This is a genomic window from Streptomyces sp. Root431 (genome assembly GCF_001426585.1).
Taxonomy (GTDB): Bacteria; Actinomycetota; Actinomycetes; order Streptomycetales; family Streptomycetaceae; genus Streptomyces; species Streptomyces stackebrandtii.
In genome coordinates this window covers 279,327-301,425 of the sequence record NZ_LMEI01000011.1, presented here as the reverse complement: position 1 = coordinate 301,425, position 22,099 = coordinate 279,327, and the positions used below count along the sequence as shown (strand labels likewise).

22 protein-coding genes are annotated in these 22,099 nt (G+C 71.7%); 17 read left to right on the top strand and 5 right to left on the bottom strand.

Going from position 1 to position 22,099, the window contains the following annotated elements:
- The first annotated feature begins 45 nt into the window (after positions 1-45).
- The 12 genes from ASC82_RS21055 (at position 46) to ASC82_RS21000 (ending at position 11,918) form a co-directional block, all read left to right on the top strand.
- Positions 46-987 carry an FKBP-type peptidyl-prolyl cis-trans isomerase gene (locus ASC82_RS21055; protein WP_056650237.1) on the top strand — a complete coding sequence of 314 codons (942 nt, stop codon included), beginning with the start codon at positions 46-48 and terminating at the stop codon, positions 985-987.
- Between the two features lie 43 nt (positions 988-1,030).
- Positions 1,031-1,402 carry an FKBP-type peptidyl-prolyl cis-trans isomerase gene (locus tag ASC82_RS21050; protein WP_056650234.1) on the top strand — a complete coding sequence of 124 codons (372 nt, stop codon included), beginning with the start codon at positions 1,031-1,033 and terminating at the stop codon, positions 1,400-1,402.
- A 140-nt stretch (positions 1,403-1,542) separates the two neighbouring features.
- Positions 1,543-2,499 (top strand): WYL domain-containing protein, encoded by a 957-nt coding sequence (locus tag ASC82_RS21045; RefSeq protein WP_056650231.1) that lies wholly within the window; start codon positions 1,543-1,545, stop codon positions 2,497-2,499.
- A 16-nt stretch (positions 2,500-2,515) separates the two neighbouring features.
- A complete protein-coding gene (locus ASC82_RS21040) occupies positions 2,516-3,469 on the top strand; it encodes a WYL domain-containing protein (protein ID WP_056650228.1) in 954 nt (317 codons plus the stop codon).
- 134 nt (positions 3,470-3,603) lie between these two features.
- Positions 3,604-3,867, top strand: coding sequence for a hypothetical protein (locus ASC82_RS21035; protein ID WP_056650226.1), 264 nt, complete (start codon positions 3,604-3,606; stop codon positions 3,865-3,867).
- A 35-nt stretch (positions 3,868-3,902) separates the two neighbouring features.
- A complete protein-coding gene (locus ASC82_RS21030; RefSeq protein ID WP_056650224.1) occupies positions 3,903-4,100 on the top strand; it encodes a hypothetical protein in 198 nt (65 codons plus the stop codon).
- Between the two features lie 185 nt (positions 4,101-4,285).
- On the top strand, positions 4,286-4,579 hold the full coding sequence (gene tatA, locus ASC82_RS21025; RefSeq protein WP_024755463.1) for a Sec-independent protein translocase subunit TatA: 294 nt from the start codon (positions 4,286-4,288) through the stop codon (positions 4,577-4,579).
- A 104-nt stretch (positions 4,580-4,683) separates the two neighbouring features.
- Complete coding sequence (gene tatC, locus ASC82_RS21020; protein ID WP_056650221.1) at positions 4,684-5,592, top strand: twin-arginine translocase subunit TatC; 909 nt, start codon at positions 4,684-4,686, stop codon at positions 5,590-5,592.
- 42 nt (positions 5,593-5,634) lie between these two features.
- Positions 5,635-6,564, top strand: coding sequence for a diacylglycerol kinase (locus ASC82_RS21015; protein WP_056650217.1), 930 nt, complete (start codon positions 5,635-5,637; stop codon positions 6,562-6,564).
- Positions 6,565-6,608: 44 nt separating this feature from the next.
- The gene (locus ASC82_RS21010) at positions 6,609-9,434 is read left to right on the top strand and encodes a DEAD/DEAH box helicase (RefSeq protein WP_056650214.1); all 2,826 of its coding nucleotides are present in this window, start codon (positions 6,609-6,611) and stop codon (positions 9,432-9,434) included.
- A gap of 203 nt (positions 9,435-9,637) precedes the next feature.
- Positions 9,638-11,026, top strand: coding sequence for a cytochrome P450 (locus ASC82_RS21005; protein WP_107105942.1), 1,389 nt, complete (start codon positions 9,638-9,640; stop codon positions 11,024-11,026).
- Between the two features lie 91 nt (positions 11,027-11,117).
- Complete coding sequence (locus ASC82_RS21000; RefSeq protein WP_056650209.1) at positions 11,118-11,918, top strand: methyltransferase domain-containing protein; 801 nt, start codon at positions 11,118-11,120, stop codon at positions 11,916-11,918.
- 43 nt (positions 11,919-11,961) lie between these two features.
- Here ASC82_RS21000 and ASC82_RS20995 read toward each other — a convergent pair whose 3' ends face one another.
- Complete coding sequence (locus ASC82_RS20995; protein WP_056650206.1) at positions 11,962-12,393, bottom strand: ABA4-like family protein; 432 nt, start codon at positions 12,391-12,393, stop codon at positions 11,962-11,964.
- Entirely contained in the window at positions 12,390-13,286 is an 897-nt protein-coding gene (locus tag ASC82_RS20990; RefSeq protein ID WP_056650842.1) for a hypothetical protein, read from the bottom strand. Before ASC82_RS20990 ends, ASC82_RS20995 begins: the two co-directional genes overlap by 4 nt.
- A 242-nt stretch (positions 13,287-13,528) precedes the next feature.
- Here ASC82_RS20990 and ASC82_RS20985 point away from each other — a divergent pair, with 242 nt between their 5' ends.
- Positions 13,529-14,161: a MerR family transcriptional regulator gene (locus ASC82_RS20985; RefSeq protein WP_056650203.1), complete on the top strand. Its 633-nt coding sequence runs from the start codon at positions 13,529-13,531 to the stop codon at positions 14,159-14,161.
- Positions 14,162-14,215: 54 nt separating this feature from the next.
- Here the strand turns inward: ASC82_RS20985 and ASC82_RS20980 are convergent, their stop codons facing one another.
- Both ASC82_RS20980 and ASC82_RS20975 read right to left on the bottom strand, forming a co-directional pair.
- The gene (locus ASC82_RS20980; protein WP_199862581.1) at positions 14,216-15,052 is read right to left on the bottom strand and encodes a siderophore-interacting protein; all 837 of its coding nucleotides are present in this window, start codon (positions 15,050-15,052) and stop codon (positions 14,216-14,218) included.
- Between the two features lie 72 nt (positions 15,053-15,124).
- Complete coding sequence (locus ASC82_RS20975) at positions 15,125-16,030, bottom strand: 5'-3' exonuclease (protein ID WP_056650200.1); 906 nt, start codon at positions 16,028-16,030, stop codon at positions 15,125-15,127.
- Between the two features lie 483 nt (positions 16,031-16,513).
- Here ASC82_RS20975 and ASC82_RS20970 point away from each other — a divergent pair, with 483 nt between their 5' ends.
- The 4 genes from ASC82_RS20970 to ASC82_RS20955 all read left to right on the top strand — a co-directional run bounded on the left by ASC82_RS20970 (position 16,514) and on the right by ASC82_RS20955 (position 20,890).
- Entirely contained in the window at positions 16,514-17,581 is a 1,068-nt protein-coding gene (locus ASC82_RS20970; protein ID WP_056650197.1) for a glycine betaine/L-proline ABC transporter ATP-binding protein, read from the top strand.
- The gene (locus ASC82_RS20965; protein ID WP_056650193.1) at positions 17,574-19,385 is read left to right on the top strand and encodes an ABC transporter permease/substrate binding protein; all 1,812 of its coding nucleotides are present in this window, start codon (positions 17,574-17,576) and stop codon (positions 19,383-19,385) included. Before ASC82_RS20970 ends, ASC82_RS20965 begins: the two co-directional genes overlap by 8 nt.
- A 189-nt stretch (positions 19,386-19,574) precedes the next feature.
- On the top strand, positions 19,575-20,126 hold the full coding sequence (locus tag ASC82_RS20960) for an XRE family transcriptional regulator (RefSeq protein ID WP_056650190.1): 552 nt from the start codon (positions 19,575-19,577) through the stop codon (positions 20,124-20,126).
- On the top strand, positions 20,123-20,890 hold the full coding sequence (locus ASC82_RS20955) for a helical backbone metal receptor (protein WP_056650187.1): 768 nt from the start codon (positions 20,123-20,125) through the stop codon (positions 20,888-20,890). Before ASC82_RS20960 ends, ASC82_RS20955 begins: the two co-directional genes overlap by 4 nt.
- Here the strand turns inward: ASC82_RS20955 and ASC82_RS20950 are convergent.
- Positions 20,805-22,046 (bottom strand): TDT family transporter, encoded by a 1,242-nt coding sequence (locus ASC82_RS20950; RefSeq protein ID WP_079039412.1) that lies wholly within the window; start codon positions 22,044-22,046, stop codon positions 20,805-20,807. The genes ASC82_RS20955 and ASC82_RS20950 overlap by 86 nt on opposite strands.
- Between the last annotated feature and the right edge of the window lie 53 nt (positions 22,047-22,099).

Here is a 22,099-nt window from a genome sequence, read left to right as displayed (position 1 = left end):
AGAGTGTCGGCACAACTACTGTGCCGTCTGAGATCTGAGGAACACGTGCGCCGACTTGCCGGCCTTCTCGTCGTCCCGCTGCTGCTGCTCTCGACAGCGGCGTGCGGCAGCGACGACAAGGGCTCCGATTCCGCTTCGATGAAGAACGGGCTGCCCGCCATCACCGCGGGGGCCAAGTTCGGTGAGAAGCCGACCCTCTCCAAGGGCGAGGGCGACCCGCCCAAGGAACTGAAGGTCAACGTCATCAGCGAGGGCGACGGCCCGGTGACGAAGAAGGGCGACGCGCTCTCGGTGAACTACCTGGGTCAGGCCTGGGACTCCACCACCCCCTTCGACAACAGCTTCGACCGCGGTCAGCCCTTCAGCGTGACGCTGGGTGAGGGCCAGGTCATCAAGGGCTGGGAGCAGGCCCTCGAAGGCCAGAAGGTCGGCAGCCGCATCGAGGTCGGCATCCCGCCGGAGCTCGGCTACGGCGAGAAGGGTTCGCCGCCGAGCATCCAGCCCAACGCCACCCTCGTCTTCGTCGTGGACATCCTGAAGGCCGTCACGATCCCGAAGTCCGCCACCGGCACCCCGGTCGCGCAGGACAACAAGGACCTGCCGAAGGTCGGGACGAACACCGACGGCAAGGCGCCCACGCTGACGGTCCCCAAGACGGACCCGCCGACCAAGCTCGTCTCGAACTACGTGCTCGAGTCCAAGGGCGAGGCCGTCAAGGCGACCGACACGGTCGTCGTGAACTACGTCGCCGCCCTCTGGAAGGACGGCAAGGTCTTCGACTCGACCTACACCACCGGCAAGCCCGCGAACTTCCCGCTCGAGCAGCTCACGCTGAAGGGCCTGAAGGACGGTCTCGTCGGCAAGAAGGTCGGCAGCCGCGTCCTCATCGTCGCCCCGCCGTCCGAGGCGTTCGGCGACAAGGAGCAGCAGGGCATCCCGAAGAACTCCACCCTCGTGTTCGCCGTGGACATCCTGACGAAGATGTAAGACTGTCCCGATCACGCAGTACATCAGTATGAGGAGCAGTTCAGTGAGCATCGACAAGCCCGAGGTCGACTTCCCGGGTGGCGAGCCGCCGAAGGACCTGGAGATCAGGGACCTGTGGGAGGGCGACGGCGCGGAGGCCAAGGCCGGCGCCACCGTCTCCGTCCACTACGTGGGCGTCGCCTTCTCCACCGGTGAGGAGTTCGACTCCTCCTGGAACCGCGGCGAGCCGCTGCAGTTCAAGCTCGGTGTCGGCCAGGTCATCGCGGGCTGGGACCAGGGCGTCCAGGGCATGAAGGTCGGCGGTCGTCGCGAGCTGATCATCCCCGCCCACCTCGCCTACGGTGACCGTGGCGCCGGTGCCAAGATCGCTCCGGGCGAGACGCTGATCTTCGTCTGCGACCTGGTCGGCGTCTGACCCGTCGTGTTCGACCGGTGACGGTCCTCCGAGGGCCCCTGCCACCCATGGCGGGGGCCCTCGGCTTTTGTCCCGACACTCCGGGGCGGTACGGTCGGACGTCCGACAAGTGGATCCGGCAGAAGAGGTGCGGGGCGTCCATGGCGATTGCCAAGTCCGAGCGGCTGATGAATCTCGCGCTGTGTCTGCTCGGGACGCGCCGCCCGCTGAGCAAGCGCGAACTCCGCGGCTCCATCGAGGCCTACCTCGAAGCGAGCGGGGACGACGCCTTCAACCGGATGTTCGAGCGCGACAAGGACGACCTGCGCGAGCTCGGCCTCGTCATCGAGACCGTCGAGAACCTGGAGGGCGAGACGGGCTACCTCGCCCGCCGCGACTCCAACCGACTCCCGCCCATCACCCTCGACGCCGAGGAGGCCGCCGCCCTCGGCCTCGCCGCCAGGGTCTGGCAGCAGGCCCGGCTCGCGGGAGCCGCCAGCGGCGCCCTCCAGAAGCTGCGCGCCGCCGGCATGCCCGAGGCGGAGGACTCGTACGACGTCCAGCCCAGCGCCCTCGAACCCCGCATCCCGGTCCACGAGGCCGCCTTCGAGCCCCTCATGCTGGCCTGCCGCGACCGCCGGCCCGTCGTCTTCGACTACCGCAAGGCCAACGCCGCCCGCCCCGAGACCCGCCAGGTCGAGCCCTGGACCCTCGAATGCTGGCGCGGCCACTGGTACCTCGCGGGCTGGGACCGCGACCGGGGCGCCGAGCGCGTCTTCCGCCTCTCGCGGATCACCGGCAAGGTCCGCTCCCGGGCCGGTGCCTTCACCGCGCCCGTGCCCGACGTCGTCACCGTCCGCGAGACCGTCGAGAGCTGGGCGGGCGAGACCGCCACCCGCTCCGCCCGGATCCGGCTGCGCGCCGGCTGCGGCTACCCGCTGCGGGCCCGAGCCCAGTCCGTCCAGGTCGGCGACGACGGCTGGGACGAGCTGGAGATCCCGTACGGTCACGGGCTCGACGCCTGGCTCGTCGAGTTCGGCCCGGACGTCGTCGTACGGGAACCCGCCGATCTGCGGGCGGATGTACTGGACCGGCTGCGCGCCGTGGCCAAGGGCTGAGGGGGAGACGTACCGCATGGCTGCCAACGCGATCGACCAGACGAGGCGGATGCTGTCCCTCGTCACCTATCTCCGTGAGCGCCCCGGCGCCCACGTCGCCGACGTCGCGCGCGCCTTCGGCATCACCGAGGACGAGCTGATCTCCGACCTGGACGTGCTGCCCATGTGCGGCACCAGCTTCCGCGGCGGCGATCTGCTCGACATCGACACCGACGGCGACCGGATCTGGTGGCACAACCCCGACGACGTCGCGGAGCCGCTGCGGCTCGCCGCCGACGAGGCGACCGCCCTCCTGGTCGCCGCCCGCGCCGTCGCCACCCTGCCGGGGCTCCGCGAGGGCGACCGGGACGCGCTGGTCCGCGCCACCGCCAAGCTGGAGGCCGCGGCCGGCGAGGCCGCCGGGGCCAGCTCCCGGCTTTCGGTCACCTTCGAGTCCGAGGGCGGCGTCTTCGCCGAGGTCGACCGGGCGATCTCCGAGCGCAGGCGGCTGTGGGTGCGCTACTACTCGCCCGCGCGCGACGAGCTCACCGAGCGCGAGGTCGACCCGATCCGGCTCTTCGCCGTCGGCCACACCTACATGGAGGCGTGGTGCCGGCTCTCCGAGGCGCGCCGCACCTTCCGCCTCGACCGGGTCGTCGAGATCCGGCTCCTCGACGAGCACGCCGCGCCGCCGGAGCTGGAGCTGCGCGACCTCTCCGAGGGGCTGGTCCAGCCCTCCGCCGACGACCCCGAGGTCGTGGTCGAGGTCGGCCCCGGCGGCCGGTGGGTCGCCGAGTACTACCCGCACGACCGGGCCGAGGAGCTGCCCGACGGCGGGCTGCGGATCACCCTGCGGACGCCGGACCCCGCCTCGCTGCGGAGGCTCGCCCTCCGGCTGGGCAGCGACGGGCGGATCGTCGAGCCGCGCGACCTCGCCGACAGTGCCCGGGAGGCGGCGACCGCCGCGCTCGCCGCGTACGAGGGCGTGTGACGTTCTCCGCTTCGCGGACGCTGTTGTGGGTGTAGAGCCGCGGACGCGGTCGTAGCAGTCGTGGCTGTGGCTCTGATTTCGGCTGTGGATGCAGTCGTAGACGTTGGTGTTGACGTAGCTGTTGCCGTAGAGAGATGAGGGAAATGTCCGTGATGCACGGTCTTGCGGCGACGATGGCCCCGGTCCTCTTCAAAGCGGCCTGCCCCGACTGCCGCTCCCGCTTCGAACTCTCCGCGAGCGCCCTGCGCCTCGCCATCGGCGCCAGCCGGCGTACGACCTTCTACTCCTTCACCTGCCCCGAGTGCGGCAGCTCCGTGCGCAAGCCTGCGGGCGAGCGGATCGTCGAGCTCCTCACCGGCGGCGGCGTCCGCACGCTGCGCCTCCACACCACCGTCTGAACGACCCGTACCCGCTCAAGGTCTAGGCTCTGCCCATGTTCTGGCCCATGCTCGCCATCGCCCTCGGCTTCCTCGGCATCGCCGTCCTCGGTGTCCTCGGCATCAAGGTGTTCCTGGAGGTACAGCGCCTCGGCCGTCAAGTGGCCCGCACCACAGAGCGGATCACCCAGGCCGCCGAAGAGCTCGAAACGGCCGCCGTGGGACTGGCCCGAACCGGCGAGACACTGCGCTGAGTCGGTGCCGTACGCTGCACGAAGCGGCCTAGGTCAGGGCTCGCGGTGCGCAATCGGGAGTATGCACGGGCATTGCCTCGCGTTTACTCCTGCGGGTTACGATCGCAGACAGCGCGGTGGCCGGACGCATGTCCGACCCGCCGGGCAAGCACTCCAATGTCGCCTCGGTGAAGAAGGTAAAAGCTATGGGTAGGCTCGGCCCCACCGAGATCATCCTCATTCTCGTCGTCATCATTCTCCTGTTCGGTGCCAAGAAGCTCCCGGACATGGCCCGCTCGCTGGGCAAGTCGGCCCGCATCCTCAAGAGCGAGGCCAAGGCGATGAAGTCGGACGACCAGCAGAGCGCCCCCGCCGACCCGCCGCACGCCGGAACCGGAGCGCAGGACGCGCAGCCCGCGCCGCGCACGATCCAGGCCGCTCCCGGCGACGTGACCAGCTCGCGTCCCGTGACCGAGCCGTCGGACACCACCAAGCGCTGACCCGGTCCGCCGCGGCCGCCGCACCGTGCGGCGGCTGCCGCACGAGATGAGGACGTGGGTTGCCCAAGTCTGCCCGCAAGCAGGAGAAGGATCCCGAGGGTCGGATGCCCCTCGTGGAGCACCTGCGCGAACTCCGCAACCGCATGGCGAAGGGACTCCTCGCCATCACCGCGGTGACGATCGTGGCCCTCGTGTACAGCGAGGAGCTGATGCAGTTCCTGTCGGATCCGGTGCCCAAGTGCCCACCCGGTGTCACCAGTGACGGCGGCAACTGCGCGCAGGTCGTCTTCAGCACGCTGATGGCCCCCTTCAGCACGACGATCCAGCTGTCGCTGACCGCGGGCCTCGTCATCGCCAGCCCCGTCTGGCTCTACCAGCTGTGGGCCTTCGTCGCGCCCGGACTGCACAAGAGCGAGAAGAAGTACACGTACGCCTTCGTCGGCGCAGCCGTGCCGCTGTTCTCCGCCGGTGCCTACCTCGCGTACCTGATCCTCCCCATCAGCGTGAAGGTGCTCATCAGCCTCACGCCCGCCGGCTCGGCGAACCTCCTCTCACTCGGCGACGTCCTCGACTTCACCCTGCGCATGGTGCTCGTCTTCGGCCTCGCCTTCGAGCTCCCGCTTGTCCTGGTGATGCTCAACCTCACCGGTGTCCTCACCGGCCGCCGCATGGCCGGCTGGTGGCGCGGCGTGATCATGGGCGTCTTCGTCTTCGGCGCCGTCATCACCCCCACCACCGACCCGATCGGCATGATCGCCCTCGCGGGACCCATCACGATCCTGTACTTCGGGGCCGTCGGCTTCTCGCTCCTCAACGACCGGCGGCGCAAGCGCAACAACCCCGACGCCGCACTCGACGACGACGAGGCCTCCGAGCTCGACCTCACCCCCGAGTCCGTCGGAGCCATCGAACCCGTCAGCGCCGGGCGGGCCCTGCCCGAGCAGGCCACCGGGCCGGGCGAGACCGGGGGCTCCGCCGCCCACCGGGTCAACGGTTACGACGACATCACCTGATCTTGTAGGGTCCCCCCAGACTCCGTCCGGGGGGACCCCCACATGACCAGCGACATCACCCTTTTCGTCAACCCCACCGCGGGCCGCGGCCGGGGCGCCCACGCCGCGCAGCCCGCCGCCCAGGCCCTCAGGGACGCCGGATTCTCCGTCCGCACCCTCCTCGGGCACGACGCCGAGGACGCCCTGCGGCGCGCCCGCGAGGCCGTCGAGGCCGGGACCGGCGCGCTCGTCGCCGTCGGCGGCGACGGCATGATCTCCCTCGCGCTCCAGGCCGTCGCCGGCACCCGCACGCCCCTCGGGGCCATCGCCGTCGGCACGGGGAACGACTTCGCCCGCACCCTCGGCCTGCCCGTCCGCGACCCGGCCGCCGCCGCCCGCGTCACCGCCGAGCTCCTCAAGGACACCGGCGGGCACGCGATGGACCTCGGGCGGATCACGGGGGCCGGCACCTCACGCTGGTTCGGCACCGTCCTCGCCTCCGGCTTCGACTCCCGCGTCAACGACCGCGGCAACCGCATGCGCCTGCCCGCGGGACGCTTCAAGTACGACCTCGCCATCCTCGCCGAGCTCGCCTCCTTCCGGCCCGTCCCCTACCGGCTGACCCTCGACGACGGCCGGGTCGTCGAGACCGACGCGACCCTCGTCGCCGTCGGCAACGGCACGTCCTACGGCGGCGGCATGCGCATCTGCGCCGAAGCCCGCACCGACGACGGACTCCTCGACGTCACCGTCGTCGGCCCCTGTTCCCGCGCCACCCTGATCAAGGTGTTCCCCCGCGTCTACCGCGGCACCCACCTCGACCACCCCGCGGTCACCACGTACCGGGTCCGTTCCCTCACGCTCGACGCCCCCGGAATCACCGGCTACGCCGACGGCGAGCCGCTCGGCCACCTGCCCCTCGCGGTGGAGTGCGTGCCCGGCGCGCTGCGCGTCCTGGCGCCTCCCGCACCCCCGTCGCCATTGCCCCGATAAAGATCGCGTCACTGTCACAGGTGGCGGGTAGGCTCGATGACAAGATGACAGAGGACCTCACACCAGCCGAAGCGTACGCAGCCGCGCTCGCCCGAAATGCCGAGCAGCGGACCGCGCTGGCCCCCTTCCGCGAGATGTACGGCTTCGATCTGGACCCCTTCCAGATCGAGGCCTGCAAGGCCCTCGAAGCGGGCAAGGGCGTGCTCGTCGCCGCGCCAACAGGCTCCGGCAAGACCATCGTCGGCGAGTTCGCCGTCCACCTCGCCCTCGGCCAGGGCCGCAAGTGCTTCTACACGACGCCCATCAAGGCGCTGTCGAACCAGAAGTACGCCGACCTCGTCAAGCGGTACGGCGCCGACAAGGTCGGCCTGCTCACCGGCGACAACAGTGTCAACGGTGACGCGCCGATCGTCGTCATGACCACCGAAGTCCTCCGCAACATGCTGTACGCGGGGTCCCAGGCCCTCTCCGGCCTCGGCTACGTCGTCATGGACGAGGTGCACTACCTCTCCGACCGCTTCCGTGGCGCCGTCTGGGAGGAAGTGATCATCCACCTCCCCGAATCCGTCACGCTCGTGTCGCTCTCGGCGACCGTGTCCAACGCCGAGGAGTTCGGCGACTGGCTCGACACCGTCCGCGGCGACACCGAGGTCATCGTCTCCGAGAGCCGTCCCGTCCCCCTCTGGCAGCACGTGCTGGCCGGACGCCGGATGTACGACCTCTTCGAGGAGGAGACCGACCACGGCGGCCGCGGCTCCGCCCGCCGTGAGGTCAACCCCGACCTCGTCCGCCTCGCCCGCACCGAGAACTCCACGTACAACCCGCGCGACCGGCGCCGCGGCAAGATGATCCGCGAGGCCGACCGCGAGCGCGAGCGCCGCCAGCGCTCCCGCATCTGGACCCCCGGCCGCCCCGAGGTCATCGAGCGCCTCGACGCCGAAGGGCTCCTGCCCGCCATCACCTTCATCTTCAGCCGCGCCGGCTGCGAGGCCGCCGTCCAGCAGTGCCTCTACGCCGGACTCCGCCTCAACAACGAAGAGGGACGTCTGCGCGTCCGCGAGATCGTCGAGGAGCGGACCGCCTCCATCCCCACCGAGGACCTCCACGTCCTCGGCTACTACGAGTGGCTCGAAGCGCTGGAGCGCGGCATCGCCGCCCACCACGCCGGCATGCTCCCCACCTTCAAGGAGGTCGTCGAGGAGCTCTTCGTCCGCGGCCTCGTGAAGGCCGTCTTCGCCACCGAGACCCTCGCCCTCGGCATCAACATGCCCGCGCGGTCCGTCGTCCTGGAGAAGCTCGTCAAGTGGAACGGCGAGCAGCACGCCGACATCACACCCGGCGAGTACACCCAGCTCACCGGCCGTGCAGGCCGCCGCGGCATCGACGTCGAAGGCCACGCCGTGGTCCTCTGGCAGCGCGGCTTCGACCCCGGGCACCTCGCCGGACTCGCCGGCACGCGTACGTACCCGCTGCGCTCCAGCTTCCGGCCTTCGTACAACATGGCGGTCAACCTCGTCGACCAGTTCGGCCGCCACCGCTCCCGCGAGCTCCTCGAAACGTCCTTCGCGCAGTTCCAGGCCGACCGCTCCGTCGTGGGCATCTCGCGCCAGGTGCAGAAGAACGAGGAGGGCCTTGAGGGCTACCGCGAGGGCATGACCTGCCACCTCGGCGACTTCGAGGAGTACGCGCGGCTCCGCCGCGACCTCAAGGACCGCGAGACGGAACTGGCCCGGCAGGGCGCCGCGCAGCGGCGTGCCCAGGCCGCCGGCTCGCTGGAGAAGCTCAAGCCGGGCGACGTCATCCACGTCCCCACCGGCAAGTTCGCCGGCCTCGCCCTCGTCCTCGACCCGGGCATCCCGGCGGGCCGGACCAACGGCCACCGCGGCTTCGAGCACCACGACGGACCCCGGCCCCTCGTCCTCACCGCGGAGCGGCAGGTCAAGAGGCTCGCCTCCATCGACTTCCCGGTCCCCGTCGAGGCGCTCGACCGCATGCGGATCCCCAAGTCCTTCAACCCCCGCTCCCCGCAGTCGCGCAGGGACCTCGCCACCGCGCTGCGGACCAAGGCCGGGCACATCAACCCCGAGCGGCACCACAAGCAGCGCTCGGCCGCAGCCGACGACCGCGAGATCGCCCGGCTGCGCACCGCGCTGCGTGCGCATCCCTGCCACGGCTGCGACGAGCGCGAGGACCACGCCCGCTGGGCCGAGCGCTACCACCGCCTCCAGCGCGACACGCAGCAGCTGGAGCGGCGCATCGAGGGCCGTACCAACACGATCGCCCGGACCTTCGACCGGATCGTCGCGCTCCTCACGGAGCTCGACTACCTGCGGGGCGACGAGGTCACGGACAACGGCAAGCGGCTGGCCCGGCTCTACGGCGAGCTCGACCTGCTCGCGAGCGAATGCCTCAGGGACGGCGTCTGGGAGGGCCTCACCCCGCCCGAACTCGCCGCCTGCGTCTCGGCGCTGGTCTTCGAATCGCGTCAGGCCGACGACGCCGTCGCGCCGAAGCTGCCCACGGGCAACGCCAAGGCGGCGCTCGGTGAGATGGTCCGGATCTGGGGGCGTCTCGACGCCCTTGAGGAGGAGTTCAAGATCAACCAGGCGGAGGGGGTCGGCCAGCGCGAGCCCGACCTCGGCTTCGCCTGGGCCGCCTATCAGTGGGCCTCCGACAAGAGTCTCGACGAGGTGCTCCGCGAGGCGGAGATGCCCGCCGGTGACTTCGTCCGCTGGTGCAAGCAGGTCATCGACGTCCTCGGACAGATCGCGGCCGCGGCGCCCAAGGAGAACAGCACGGTCTCCAAGAACGCCCGCAAGGCCGTGGACTCGCTGCTGCGGGGTGTGGTCGCCTACAGCTCGGTGGGCTGAGGCTCCGGTTCCCTTCTGCTTGCCTTCCGGCTCTCTTCCGGCCAGTGCCCGTGGCGATCGCGCCAAGGGCACTGGGCGTTCCGTCCCCTGTGCTCATGGTTGTCCACAGGCCGTTGTCCACAGGGGTGGCGCCCGGGTCGACCCTTCCGCTTGCATGGACTCGCACACGGGGAAGGCCAGTTGGGGAGGGGACGCGCATGACCATGCAAGCCGGTCCGGACGCCGGGGCACGCGGCGACACGGCACAGCCGACACCGGGCATCGTCGACGGCCCCCGAGGGGTACCCCTCCTCGGGAACCTGCCCGCCTTCGGCAAGGACCCCCTCGCCTTCTTCGAACAGCTGCGGGAGCGCGGCGACTTCGTCCGCTGGCGCTTCGGCCGCGGCCCCGCCCTCTTCATCGCCCACCCCGACACCGTCGGCGAACTCCTCACCGAGGTCGAGCGCACCTTCGACCAACCCGACCTCGGCATCGCCTTCCGCACGCTCCTGGGCAACGGGGTCGTCGTCGCCAAGGGCGCCGACTGGCGGCGCAAGCGGTCCCTCGTCCAGCCCTCGGTCCGCCCCAAGCAGGTCCGCTCGTACGCGGCGACCATGGCGGAATGCGCCGTCGCGCTCGCCGACCGGTGGACCGACGGGCAGCACATCGACATCAAGAAGGAGATGGCCGCCCTCACCCAACTCATCGCCGTCCGGACCATCTTCGGAGTCGACACCGCCGCCGACGCCGAGGCCATCGGCAAGGCCATGGACATCGCTCAACAGGAGATCGGCGCCGAGTTCAGCGGCATCGGAGCACTGCTGCCCGACTGGGTCCCCACGCCCGGGCGCACCCGCATCAAGCGCGCCACGGCCGTCATCGACGCCGAGGTCACCCGCGTCGTCTCCCGCCACCGCGACGGCGACACCGAGCGCCCGGACCTCCTCAGCCGGCTCCTCGCGGCCCGGGACGAGACCGGCGCCCGTCTTTCCGACCAGGAGATCCGGGACGAGACGGTGACGCTCTACATCGGGGGCCACGAGACGACCAGTTCGACCCTCGTCTGGGCCTGGCACCTGCTCTCCCGCAACCCGCGGGTCCGCGAGGCCCTCACGGAGGAGCTCGACCGGGTCCTCGCCGACCACGAGCCCGGCTACGACGACTACGCCTCCCTCACCTACACCCAGGCCGTGGTCAAGGAGACCCTCCGTCTCTATCCGACGATCTGGCTCATCACCGGCATCGCCAAGGAGGGCGCCACTCTCGGCGGGACGCCCGTGCCCGTCGGCACCCGCGTCTGGTCCAGCCAGTGGGCCACGCAGCGCGATCCCCGCTGGTACGGCGACGCCGAGGCCTTCCGCCCCGAGCGGTGGCTCACCGGAGAGGACGGCCAACCGGCCGAGGAGATACCGGAGTACGCCTGGTTCCCCTTCGGCGGCGGCCCCCGCGTCTGCCTCGGCACCCGCTTCGCCCTCGTCGAGGCCGTCCTGGTGCTGGCGGTCCTCGCCCGCCGCTACCACCTGGACCTCACGACCGACGAGATACGCCCGGTCCCGAGCCTCACCCTCCAGCCGGACCGCGACGTCCTGGCCACGGTCCGCGCGCGGAACTGACGTCTGCAGGGCCGGGGGTGGCCCGGAGGGGTCGTGTCGGGGTCGGGGTCGGGGCCGGGGTGGGAGTGTCGGGGTCCGATATCGTCGCCGGATGTCTGAAGATCCCGAGAAGTTCGACACCGCGATGGCCGCCTGGCAGGAGTGGCAGGAAGCCCCCTGGGGCCGTCTCCGCTACACGGTCGCCGAGGCGAACCTTGCCCGCCACCTCGACGACCAGGACGGCGGTCGGCCCCTGCGGATCCTCGACCTGGCGGGCGGCGACGGCGGCGACGCGCTGCGCCTCGCCGCCCGGGGGCACCACGTCACGCTCGTCGACTACGCACCGGCCATGCTGGCCGCCGCGGCCGAACGGGCGGTGGCGGCAGGCCTGTCGGAACGGGTGACGCGCGTCCGCGCCGACGTGACCGCCCTGCCGGCCGACCTCGCGGCCGGCGAGTTCGACGTGGTGCTGTGCCACAACCTCCTGCAGTACGTGGACGACGTGCCGAGCACCCTGGCCGTGGCGCTCGCGCCACTGAAGGACGGAGGACTGTTCTCCCTGATGGCGATCAACCGGCACTCGGCGCCTCTGAACATCGCCGTCCGGCAGATGGATCCGGCGGCGGCGCTGGCCGCACTCGACGACGACCGGCTCCGGACCTCGATGTTCGACGCGGAGCTGACGCTCCACACGGCGGAGGAGGTCATCCCGGTCCTCCAGGGCCTCGGGTGCAGGGACGTACGGCACTACGGCATCCGCACCTTCTGCGACTACATCACCGACGACGCCCGCAAGTACGACAAGGAGTACTACGACGAACTGGAGCGCCTGGAGCTCGCCACCACCGCGCGACCCCCGTTCCCGCACACGGCCCGGCTCTTCCAGCTGACGGCCCGGAAGGGGACCGCCTGACCCTGGGCCCGTCCGGCGGATGAGGCCCGGAGAGGCCGGGGCCCTAGGTCCTGGCCGTGCGCCGGGTCTTCCAGGCCCGTATGGCCAGGAAGAGGGGCAGGGCGATGGGGGAGAGGAGGATCGTCAGGAGGAGCAAGGGGGCCATCAGGAAGGGGGAGAGAGCGAGGCGGCGGGCCTCGCGGTACATCCACTGGCCGAGGAGCAGGTCCCAGGCGAGGATCTGGGCCCAGACCGCGGCGGCGCCGTTCGCGAGCGCCGTCAGTTCGCGGAAGGTGTCGATGTCGGGGCTGCTGACCGCCGTCCACAGCTCCGGCAGGACCGGGGCGGCCAGGACGGCCCAGACCGCGAGGAGCGGGAGGACGGTCAGCGGCGACGCGGCGACGCGTTCGGTGATCCGCCAGGCCGGCGCGACGATCAGCAGGAGCCAGACCGGCGCCGCGAGGAAGAACGTCAGCTCGAAGAGGAAGCCGGTCACGCCAGGACCTCCTCGGTAGGGGACGGGGCGGGGGTGCGGAGGGAGAGTGCCGTGGCGGCGGCGCCGAGCAGCGCGATCGCTCCCGACGCGGCGAGTGTCACGCCGTCCGGTGAGAACAGGGCCTGGCCGCGCAGCGCCTGCCAGGTGAGGAGGACGAAGGTCGCCGCGTACACCCCCGCGGCGGTCAGCGTGAGCCGGAGGCGGACCCGCTCGTCGGCGAGCCGGGCGAAGCGCGGTGCGAGAGCGGTCAGGACGATCAGGAGCAGCGGGAGCAGCTGGAGTGCGTGCATGCCGAAGAAGTGAGGGATGCGCAGGTCGCCGCCGGTGGTCGACCAGCCGGTCAGCGGCATCGAGGGGCCGCCGTCCGGGACGCCGACGCTGTGGGCGCCACTGATCGGGGAGTCGTCGACCGCCAGCTGTTCCGGGGTCGGAGACGTCATCAGGAAGCCCACGGCGGCGCCCGCGAGGGCGATGAGCGAGGAGAGGCGGACGGCCCAGGCGGTGGCGCGGTCGAGGAGCCGGGCGCGCAGCAGGAGTACCGCGATGACCAGGGCGCTCAGCCACAGGACGGCGATGCTGGCTCCCATGACCGAGAAGACGGCGCTGTCGAAGGGCGTCGCGTGGTTGAAGTGGCTCTGGGTGCCGCGGACCACCTGGAGGGTGATGAGCACCATCTCGGCCGTCAAAGTGCCGGCGACGACGGTTCCGGCCCACCAGCCGACGCGGTGGGCGCGGGAGGCCGGGGCGAGCAGGGAGAGCATCCAGGCGAGCGAGAGCGTGTAGGCGACCAACGAGACCGAGAACTTGAACGGCTTGGTCCAGATCGGCACGCCCACCAGGATCCGGTCGTCGACGAGCAGGCCGACGGCGGAGACGAGCGCGAGGACGACCATCGATCCGGCGAACCAGACCAGCGGGCGGTGCAGCCGGGTCAGTGCGCGCAGCGGGCCGAGCGGGCCGACCGGGGTCGGGTCGGGTGAGGTCGTGCTGGACGAGGTCGTGCTGGGTGAGGACATACGGATCCCCCCGTGGGAAAGTATAGATAGTGGCACTCGCCACTATCTGATAGCGCCACTATCTATGATGGGGGTGTCGGTCGGCAAGGCCGCCGAAGAACCGGGAAGGTGAATACGCGGTGCGCATCGGAGAGTTGAGTCGCAGGACCGGGGTGTCCGTGCCGACGATCAAGTTCTACGTACGGGAAGGGCTGCTGCCGGCCGGCGAGCTGACGAGCCCGAACCAGGCCTCGTACGGGGAGACGCACGTCCAGCGCCTCCGGCTGATCCGGGCGCTCCTCGACGTGGGCGGACTGTCCGTCGCGGGGATCCGCGACGTCATCGTGGCGATCGACGACCCCGAGCGGCCGGTGCACAAGGTGCTGGGCACCGCGGCGAGCCGGATCGTGCCGCGCTACGACCGCGAGCAGGACGCCGGGATCGAGGAGGCGCGCAAGAGCGTCGCGGAGCTGATCGCCGCGCGCGGCTGGACCGCCTATCCGGACAACCCGGCGGGGGAGGCGCTGGCGACGGCCCTCGCGGCCCTCGAAGACGTCGGCCACGGCGGCTTCGCCGAGGTCCTGGACACCTACGCGGACGCGGCGGAGCGGGTGGCGCGGGCGGACCTGGAGTACGTGGCGCACCATGTGGCGCGCGAGGAGCTCGTGGAGAGCGTCGTCGTCGGCACGGTCCTCGGCGACGCGATCTTCGCGGCGATGCGGCGGCTGGCCCACGTGGACGCCTCGCACCGCGCCTTCGGCCGCGCGACGTAACGCCGAGGGGGGTGAGGGCTCCGGCCCCCACCCCCCCTCGTCAGGATCTGCGCGTCAGTTCTCCTGCTCGCGCTCCACCTGGTCGTTCCACTCGCGCTTGATCGCGCGCCACGCCTCGTCCGTCTTCCCCAGGCGCCAGTAGCCCGAGATCGACAGCCGCTCGCGCGCCACCCCGCGCTCCATCCGCAGGTGCCGGCGGAGGTCCTTCACGAAGCCCGCCTCGCCGTGGACGAAGGCGTGGACGTCGCCCGCCGGGAAGTCCAGCGCCCGCACGGCCTCGACGACGGCCTCGCCCGCCGGACGGTCGCCGCGGTGCAGCCATGTGACGTCCACACCGTCCGCCGTCGCGAACTTCTGCTCCTCCGCGGCGTCCGAGACCTCGATGAAGGCGTGCACCCGCGCCCCCGCGGGCAGTCGCTCAAGGGCCACCGCGATCGCCGGGAGCGCACTCTCGTCGCCCGCGAGCAGGTGCCAGTCCGCCGCAGCGTCCGGCGCGTAGCCGCCGCCCGGGCCGAGGAAGCGGATCGTCTCGCCCGCCTGGGCCCGCGCCGCCCAAGGACCCGCGAGGCCCTCGTCGCCGTGGACCACGAAGTCGACGGTCAGCTCGCGGTGGACCGCGTCCCACGCCCGCACCGTGTACGTCCGCGTCGTCGGCCACTGGTCCCGGGGGAACTCCTCCCGGATCCGGTCCATGTCGAACGGCTCCGGGTAGGCGACGCCCTCCGGCGCGAACAGCAGCTTCACGTAGTGGTCGGTGTACTCGCCGACCTCGAAGGCGTCGAGCCCGGGGCCTCCCAGGACGACCCGCACCATGTGCGGTGTGATCCGCTCGGTGCGCACCACGCGTGCTTCGGTGGCCTTCGGTGCCTTGCGGGCCGGCTGCTCTGCCACGAGGGGCTCTCCTGACTCGACGAACTTAGGTATGCCTAAGCTACACCCTGGAGCGGGGACGGCCCAGAGCGGTCAGCGTTCGAGTACCGGAAGCAGGCGCCCCACCGCCCCGCCGAGACCCCACCGCTTCACCAGCGCCGCCAGCGCCGCCGGATCGCGCGGCTCCGACGGCAGGGCCGGATCGAACGCCGGCAGCGGAACGTCGCCCGCCACCCGCACCACCGTCGGCGCCACGTCCAGATACGCGGCCGCCTCCACGATGCCGCGCCGCTTCGCCGGCGTCAGCTTCGACGTCCGGTCCTCCGCCGCCGCCCGCACCCCGGCCAGATCCCCGTACTCCGTGATCAGCTGCGCGGCCGTCTTCTCGCCGATGCCCTTCACCCCGGGCAGCCCGTCGCTCGCGTCCCCGCGCAGCGCCGCGAAGTCCGCGTACTGGTCGGGGCGCACGCCGTACTTCGTACGGATCAGCTCGTCGTCCACCAGGTCACAGTCGCCGACACCCTTGCGCGGATACAGCACGCGCACCCCGCACGCGTCGTCCACCAGCTGGAACAGGTCCCGGTCACCCGTGACGATGTCCACCGGCCCCGCGGCGCGCCCCGCCAGCGTCCCGATGACGTCATCCGCCTCGTACCCCGCGGACCCGACCCGGGCGATGCCGAGCGCCGCCAGCACGTCCTCGATCACCGGCACCTGCGGGGAGAGCGTGTCCGGGATCTCCTCCTCGTCCGGGCCCGTCTCCGTCTCCGCCGCCACCCGGTGCGCCTTGTACGAAGGAATCAGATCCACCCGCCACTGCGGCCGCCAGTCCTCGTCCCAGCAGGCCACCAGATCGTCGGGGCGGTGGTCCTGGACGAGCCGGGTGATGAAGTCGAGCAGTCCGCGGACGGCGTTCACCGGGGTGCCGTCGGGGGCCCGGACGGAGTCCGGCACACCGAAGTAGGCGCGGAAGTAGAGGCTGGCGGTGTCGAGGAGCATCAGGCGTCGCGTCACCGCTCCTATTTTAGGGCTCGGTTCGCCTCCGGGGCGCTCAAGCCGGGCTCACAGGGTCGACCGTGCTCGCCCCCTCCTTTTTTGGGGCTCGGTTCGCCTCCGGGGCGCTCCAGCCGGGCTCACACCCCCGACCGTGCTCGCCCCCTCCTTCGTCGGGGGCTCCGCGCGCTCGGAGGTGTTCCCCCGGCCGCGCCCCTTCGGCTCACTCGCCGGGTTCCGGGGGTGGGCGCACAGCGGTCGCCTCCGTTCGCCCGTGTTCCGGCCGTCCCGCCCCCCCACACGTGACCCCCGTCACCTTTGCGTTTGCACCCTGTGAAGGCGGGCAGGCGCGAGCCCGGAGCGGAACCCGGTACGGGGATTCAACAACGGAATCCCCGTACGCGACGGGCCGCGGGCCGATCCCGCCCGCTCCACGGCCCGGCCGCGCGGGGGTGGCGGGCCGTTCTCATTGCTACCCGTGAGGTCTATGTGTCCAGGCTCCAGGCCGACCACCTGTACAAGGTGTTCGGAAGACGAACCGATGAAGCCGTGCGGCGCCTCGCCGACGGCGCCGACCGCGACGAACTGCGCGCCGAAGGGACGACGGCCGCCGTCGTCGACGCCGGCTTCGTCGTCGAACCCGGTCAGATCTTCGTCGTGATGGGCCTGTCCGGCTCCGGGAAGTCCACCCTCCTCCGCATGCTCAACGGCCTGCTCGAACCCACCGCCGGACGGGTGCTCTTCGACGGCCGCGACCTGACCGCGCTCTCCCCCCGCGAGCTGCGCGCCGTCCGGGCCACCAAGATCAGCATGGTCTTCCAGCACTTCGCACTCTTCCCGCACCGAAACGTCCTGGAGAACGCCGCCTACGGCCTGGAGGTCCAGGGAGTCCCGCGCGCCGAGCGCGAGACCCGCGCCACCGAGGCCCTCGAACTGTGCGGCCTCGCCGGCTGGGAGAAGTCCTGGCCCGACGAGCTCTCCGGTGGCATGCAGCAGCGCGTCGGCCTCGCCCGCGCCCTCGCCACCGACGCCGACCTGCTCCTCATGGACGAGTCCTTCAGCGCGCTCGACCCGCTGATCCGCCGCGACATGCAGGACCAGCTCCTCGTGCTCCAGCAGCGGCTGAACAAGACCATCGTCTTCATCACCCACGACCTCAACGAGGCCATGCGCATCGGCGACCGCATCGCCGTCATGCGGGACGGCCGGATCGTCCAGCTCGGCACCGCCGAGGACATCCTCGTCCGCCCCGCCGACGACTACGTCGCCTCCTTCATCCAGGACGTCGACCGCTCGCGGGTCCTCACCGCCTCCGCCGTCATGACGGCGGGAGCCACCCCGGCCGACTGCCCCGCCGACTGCTCCTGCCGGACCGTCGGACCGGACACCCTCGTCGCCGACCTGTGCGCCGTCGCCGCCCTGGCCCCGCACCCCGTGACCGTCGAGGACTCCGAAGGCACCGTCCTCGGCGTCGTACCGACCGAACGCCTCCTCGGCGTCATGGGCGGACTTGCCGCCAAGGACATCGAGGAGCAGGAGGTGACCGCCCGTGCCTAGGCTTCCCCTCGGCGAGTGGGTCGACAGCTCCGTCGACTGGCTCCAGGCCCAGTTCTCCTGGCTCTTCGACGCCGTCAGCACCGGCGTCACCGGCCTCTACGACGGTATCGACGCCGTCCTGTCCGCACCGCAGCCGCTGCTCTTCGCCGGCATCCTCGCCGTCGTCGCCTGGTGGCTGCGCGGCCTCGCCGCCGGCGTCCTCGCCTTCGCGGGCTTCGCGCTCGTCGACTCGGTGCAGCTGTGGGACGAGGCGATGGCGACGCTCTCCCTCGTCCTCGTTGCCACCCTCGTCACCCTGGTCATCGCCGTACCGCTCGGCATCTGGGCGGCCCGCTCGAAGACCGTCAGCGCGGTCCTGCGGCCGGTCCTCGACTTCATGCAGACCATGCCCGCGATGGTCTACCTGATCCCCGGCATCATCTTCTTCGGCGTCGGCGTCGTCCCCGGCATCATCGCCACCATCGTCTTCGCGCTGCCCCCGGGCGTCCGGATGACCGAGCTCGGCATCCGCCAGGTCGACGGCGAACTCGTCGAGGCCGCCGAGGCCTTCGGCACCACCCCGCGCGACACCCTCCTGCGCGTGCAGCTCCCGCTCGCCCTGCCGACGATCATGGCGGGCGTCAACCAGGTCATCATGCTCGGCCTGTCCATGGTCGTCATCGCGGGCATGGTCGGCGGCGGCGGCCTCGGCGGCGCGGTCTACCGCGCCATCGGCAACGTCGACATCGGCCTCGGCTTCGAGGCCGGCGTCTCCATCGTCGTCCTCGCCATGTACCTCGACCGGATGACCGGCGCCCTCGGCCGCCAGGTCTCCCCGCTGGGCCGCCGCGCCGCCGCCAAGGCCCGCGCCGCGAGCGTCAAGCGCCCCGGCGCGAAGCTCTGGGCCCACCGCCCGCAGCCCGTCACCGCCCTCGTCGGCGTCGTCGTGCTCGCGCTCGTCGCCGGCGGCACGGGCTTCCTCGGCGGTTCCGGCGGGTCGACCTCGACCGCCGCCTCCGGCAAGAACAGCGGCCACGGCAAGAAGATCAGCATCGGCTACATCCCCTGGGACGAGGGCATCGCCTCCACGTACCTCTGGAAGGAGCTCCTGGAGCGCCGCGGCTACGAGGTCGACACCAAGCAGCTGGAGGCCGGCGCGCTCTACACCGGCCTGGCCGGCGGGCAGCTCGACTTCCAGACCGACGCCTGGCTGCCCGTCACCCACGAGCAGTACTGGGAGAAGTACAAGAACAAGCTGGAGGACCTCGGCTCCTGGTACGGCCCCACCTCGCTCGAGCTCGCCGTCCCCTCGTACGTGAAGGGCGTCGACTCCCTCGACGACCTCAAGGGCAAGGCCGGACAGTTCAAGGGCCGGATCGTCGGCATCGAGCCCAGCGCCGGAATGATGGGCATCCTCAAGGACAAGGTCCTTAAGGAGTACGGCCTGGAGGGCGAGTACAAGGTCGTCGACGGTTCCACGCCCGGCATGCTCGCCGAGCTGAAGCGCGCGTACGAGCGCAAGGAGCCCGTCGTCGTCACCCTCTGGTCCCCGCACTGGGCCTACTCCGCCCACGACCTGAAGAAGCTCACCGACCCCAAGGGCACCTGGGGCAAGGGCGACGGCGTCCACACCCTCGCCCGCAAGGGCTTCGCCGCCGACAACCCCGAGGTCGGCGCCTGGCTGAAGAACTTCGAGCTCACCGAGAAGCAGCTCACGGACCTCGAAGCCGTCATCCAGGAGACCGGCAAGGGCAAGGAACAGCAGGCCGTCCGCGTCTGGCTGGACCGCAACCCCGGCCTCGCGGAGAAGCTCGCCCCGCAGTAGCACCCGGCGGACCGGGATTCGTTCCTGTCCGGAAAGGGGTGGTCGCCGAGTGTATTCGGCGGCCACCCCTTTTCGTCACGACGCGAAACCCGGAGCCAAAGCTGCGTAAGGTTCAGGTAACCGACCGGTACGCGGTCCGAGGAAACGCGACGCGCACGAGGCACACGAGGCACGAGGGAGGGAGCCGACATGGACGAGAAGGAAGCACCCCGCGTGGGCGCGGCCGTCAAGAGACGCCGGCGAGCGCTCCAGCTCACCCTGGCCGTCGTCGCCTCCCGCAGCGGTCTCTCCGTGCCCTTCCTCAGCCAGGTCGAGAACGAGCGCGCCCGGCCCAGCCGCCGCTCCCTCGAGCTCGTCGCCGAGGCCCTGGAGACCACCGCGGGTGAGCTCCTCGCCGTCGCCGAGGCCTCCCGCACCGTCGACGTCGTCCGCGCCGACGAGCGGTCCGCCTCGCTCCCCGAAGGAGTCCGCAGCCTCGTCCGCGGCCGCCACCAGCTGCACGCCCTGGAGTTCACCGGCGAGCAGGACGCGGGCCGCGAATTCCAGCACCGGAACGACGAGTTGCTGTACGTGGCCGACGGCGCCGCCGAGGTCGAGGCCGAGGGCCGCGCCCACCGGCTGGGCCGCGGCGACACGCTCTACCTCTCCGGAGGCGTACGCCACCGCTGGCGCGCCACCGAGCCCGGCACCCGCCTCCTCGTCGTCGCCGTCGCCGACCACGTCGAGGTCGAGGAGGAATGAGGACCGCAGGCACCGGTCCGCGGGTCGTCTCCCTCGTCCCCTCGCTGACGGAGGCCGTCGCCGTCTCCGCGCCCGGCGTCCTCGTCGCCGCGACGGAGTGGTGCAGCCACCCCGCCGGCCTCGACGTCGTACGCGTCGGCGGCACCAAGAACCCCGACGTCGCCACGATCACCGCGCTCCGGCCCGACCTCGTCCTCGCCAACGAGGAGGAGAACCGCGCCCCCGACCTCGCCGCCCTGCGGGCCGCCGGGCTCGACGTCCTCGTCACCGAGATCCGCACCCTCGACCAGGGCCTGCGCGAACTGGAGCGGGTCCTCGCCGCCTGCGGCGCGCCGCGGCGGCCCCGCTGGCTGGCCGAGGCCGAGGCCGCCTGGGAGTCCGTGACAACCCTGGACCCCGCGCCGGACGGCAGCCCGCTCACCGCCGTCGTACCGATCTGGCGCCGCCCCTGGATGGTCCTCGGCAGCGACACCTTCGCCGGCGACCTGCTCGGCCGCCTCGGCGTCCGCAACGCGTACGAGGAGCACCCCGAGCGCTATCCGCGGATCCCGCTCGACGAGCTCCGCGCCACCGCCCCCGACCTCGTCGTCCTGCCCGACGAGCCCTACCGCTTCACGCCGAACGACGGCCCCGAGGCCTTCCCCGGGACCGCCGCCGCCCTCGTCGACGGGCGTCTGCTCACCTGGTACGGGCCGTCACTGGCCGAGGCGCCGCGGGCGCTGTCCCGGGCGCTGTCCCGGGCCCTGCGAGCAGAGCACCGCTGAGCAGCCCGCGTACCGTGTGGAATCCGGCCACCAGCCAGGCCACCACGAGGAGCGCGTACAGGCCGACGGCGAGCCACCGGTAGGCGGCGAGACCGGTGTGCTGGGCGAGTCCCTCGGCGCCGGTCACGCAGGTCCCGACCGGGAAGGTGAACGCCCAGAAGGTCATCGCGAAGCCCATGCCCCGCCGCCGCGCCCGCAGCACCATCGCCCCGGCGAGTGCCAGCCACAGCAGGGCGAAGCCCATCACGGGCACCCCGTAGAGGACGGCGAAGGCGGCGAAGCCGTGCGCGTACGGCTCGGGCAGCACGCCGGGGGCCGCGTCGGCGAACTTGTTCGCGGCGGTCGTCGACTGGCCCAGGGGGCCGAGGACCAGGAAGAGCGTGGGAGTGAGCGCGAGCGGCAGCGGTCCGCCGGTCACGAGCCGGCCGAAGACCAGCGGCAGCATGACGAGCGTCGCGAGCAGGCTGAGCCCGAACATCGCGTAACAGGCGATCAGCAGCGTCTGCTGCGCCTGCCCGGCGGGCAGGTGGGGCACGAGCAGCGGGCCGAGCGCCGCGGAGACCATGGGGGCGACGACCGGCAGCAGCCACACCGGGGACGCGCTCTCGATCCGGTGGTGCACCACCATGAGGTACGGGACGGCCACCGCGGCCGCCAGGCCTGTCGCCGTGCCGGCCGTGAACAGGACGGTGTCGAGCGCCAGGGCCGCGGGGAGCCCGATCCAGTCCTGGCCCACGATCATCGCGCCGCCGCCCACGGCGAGCAGCGCCATCGAGAGGCAGCCGTAGAACGGCGCCATCGCGGGGTCCAGGAGATGGGCGCGGGCCTGGTCGCGGTGGTGGATCCAGTGCAGCGCGCGGGCGGAGACGAGGGCGAGCAGCATCGCGAGCGACAGCGCCCAGACCGCCGCGCAGAGGGCACGGAGACCGGGGACGTCCACCGGGAGGGCCGCGCCCGCGTTGGCGACGATGGCCGTCCCCATGACGGAGGCGTACCAGTTGGGTCCGAGGTGACGGACGGAACGGGCCGGGGAGGCGGGGGAGGCGTGGGCGGCCGGGGCGGCCGCGGAGGAGGCCGGGGCGGCCGGGTGTGCGCCGGGGGTGGTGGCGCGGGGGGCCTGACGGGGGGCCGTGCGGGGTGTTGCGAGGCTTGCCATGATCTCACCGTCGCGCCCTTTCTCCACGCTCACCAGGGATCTTGTGGCTATGA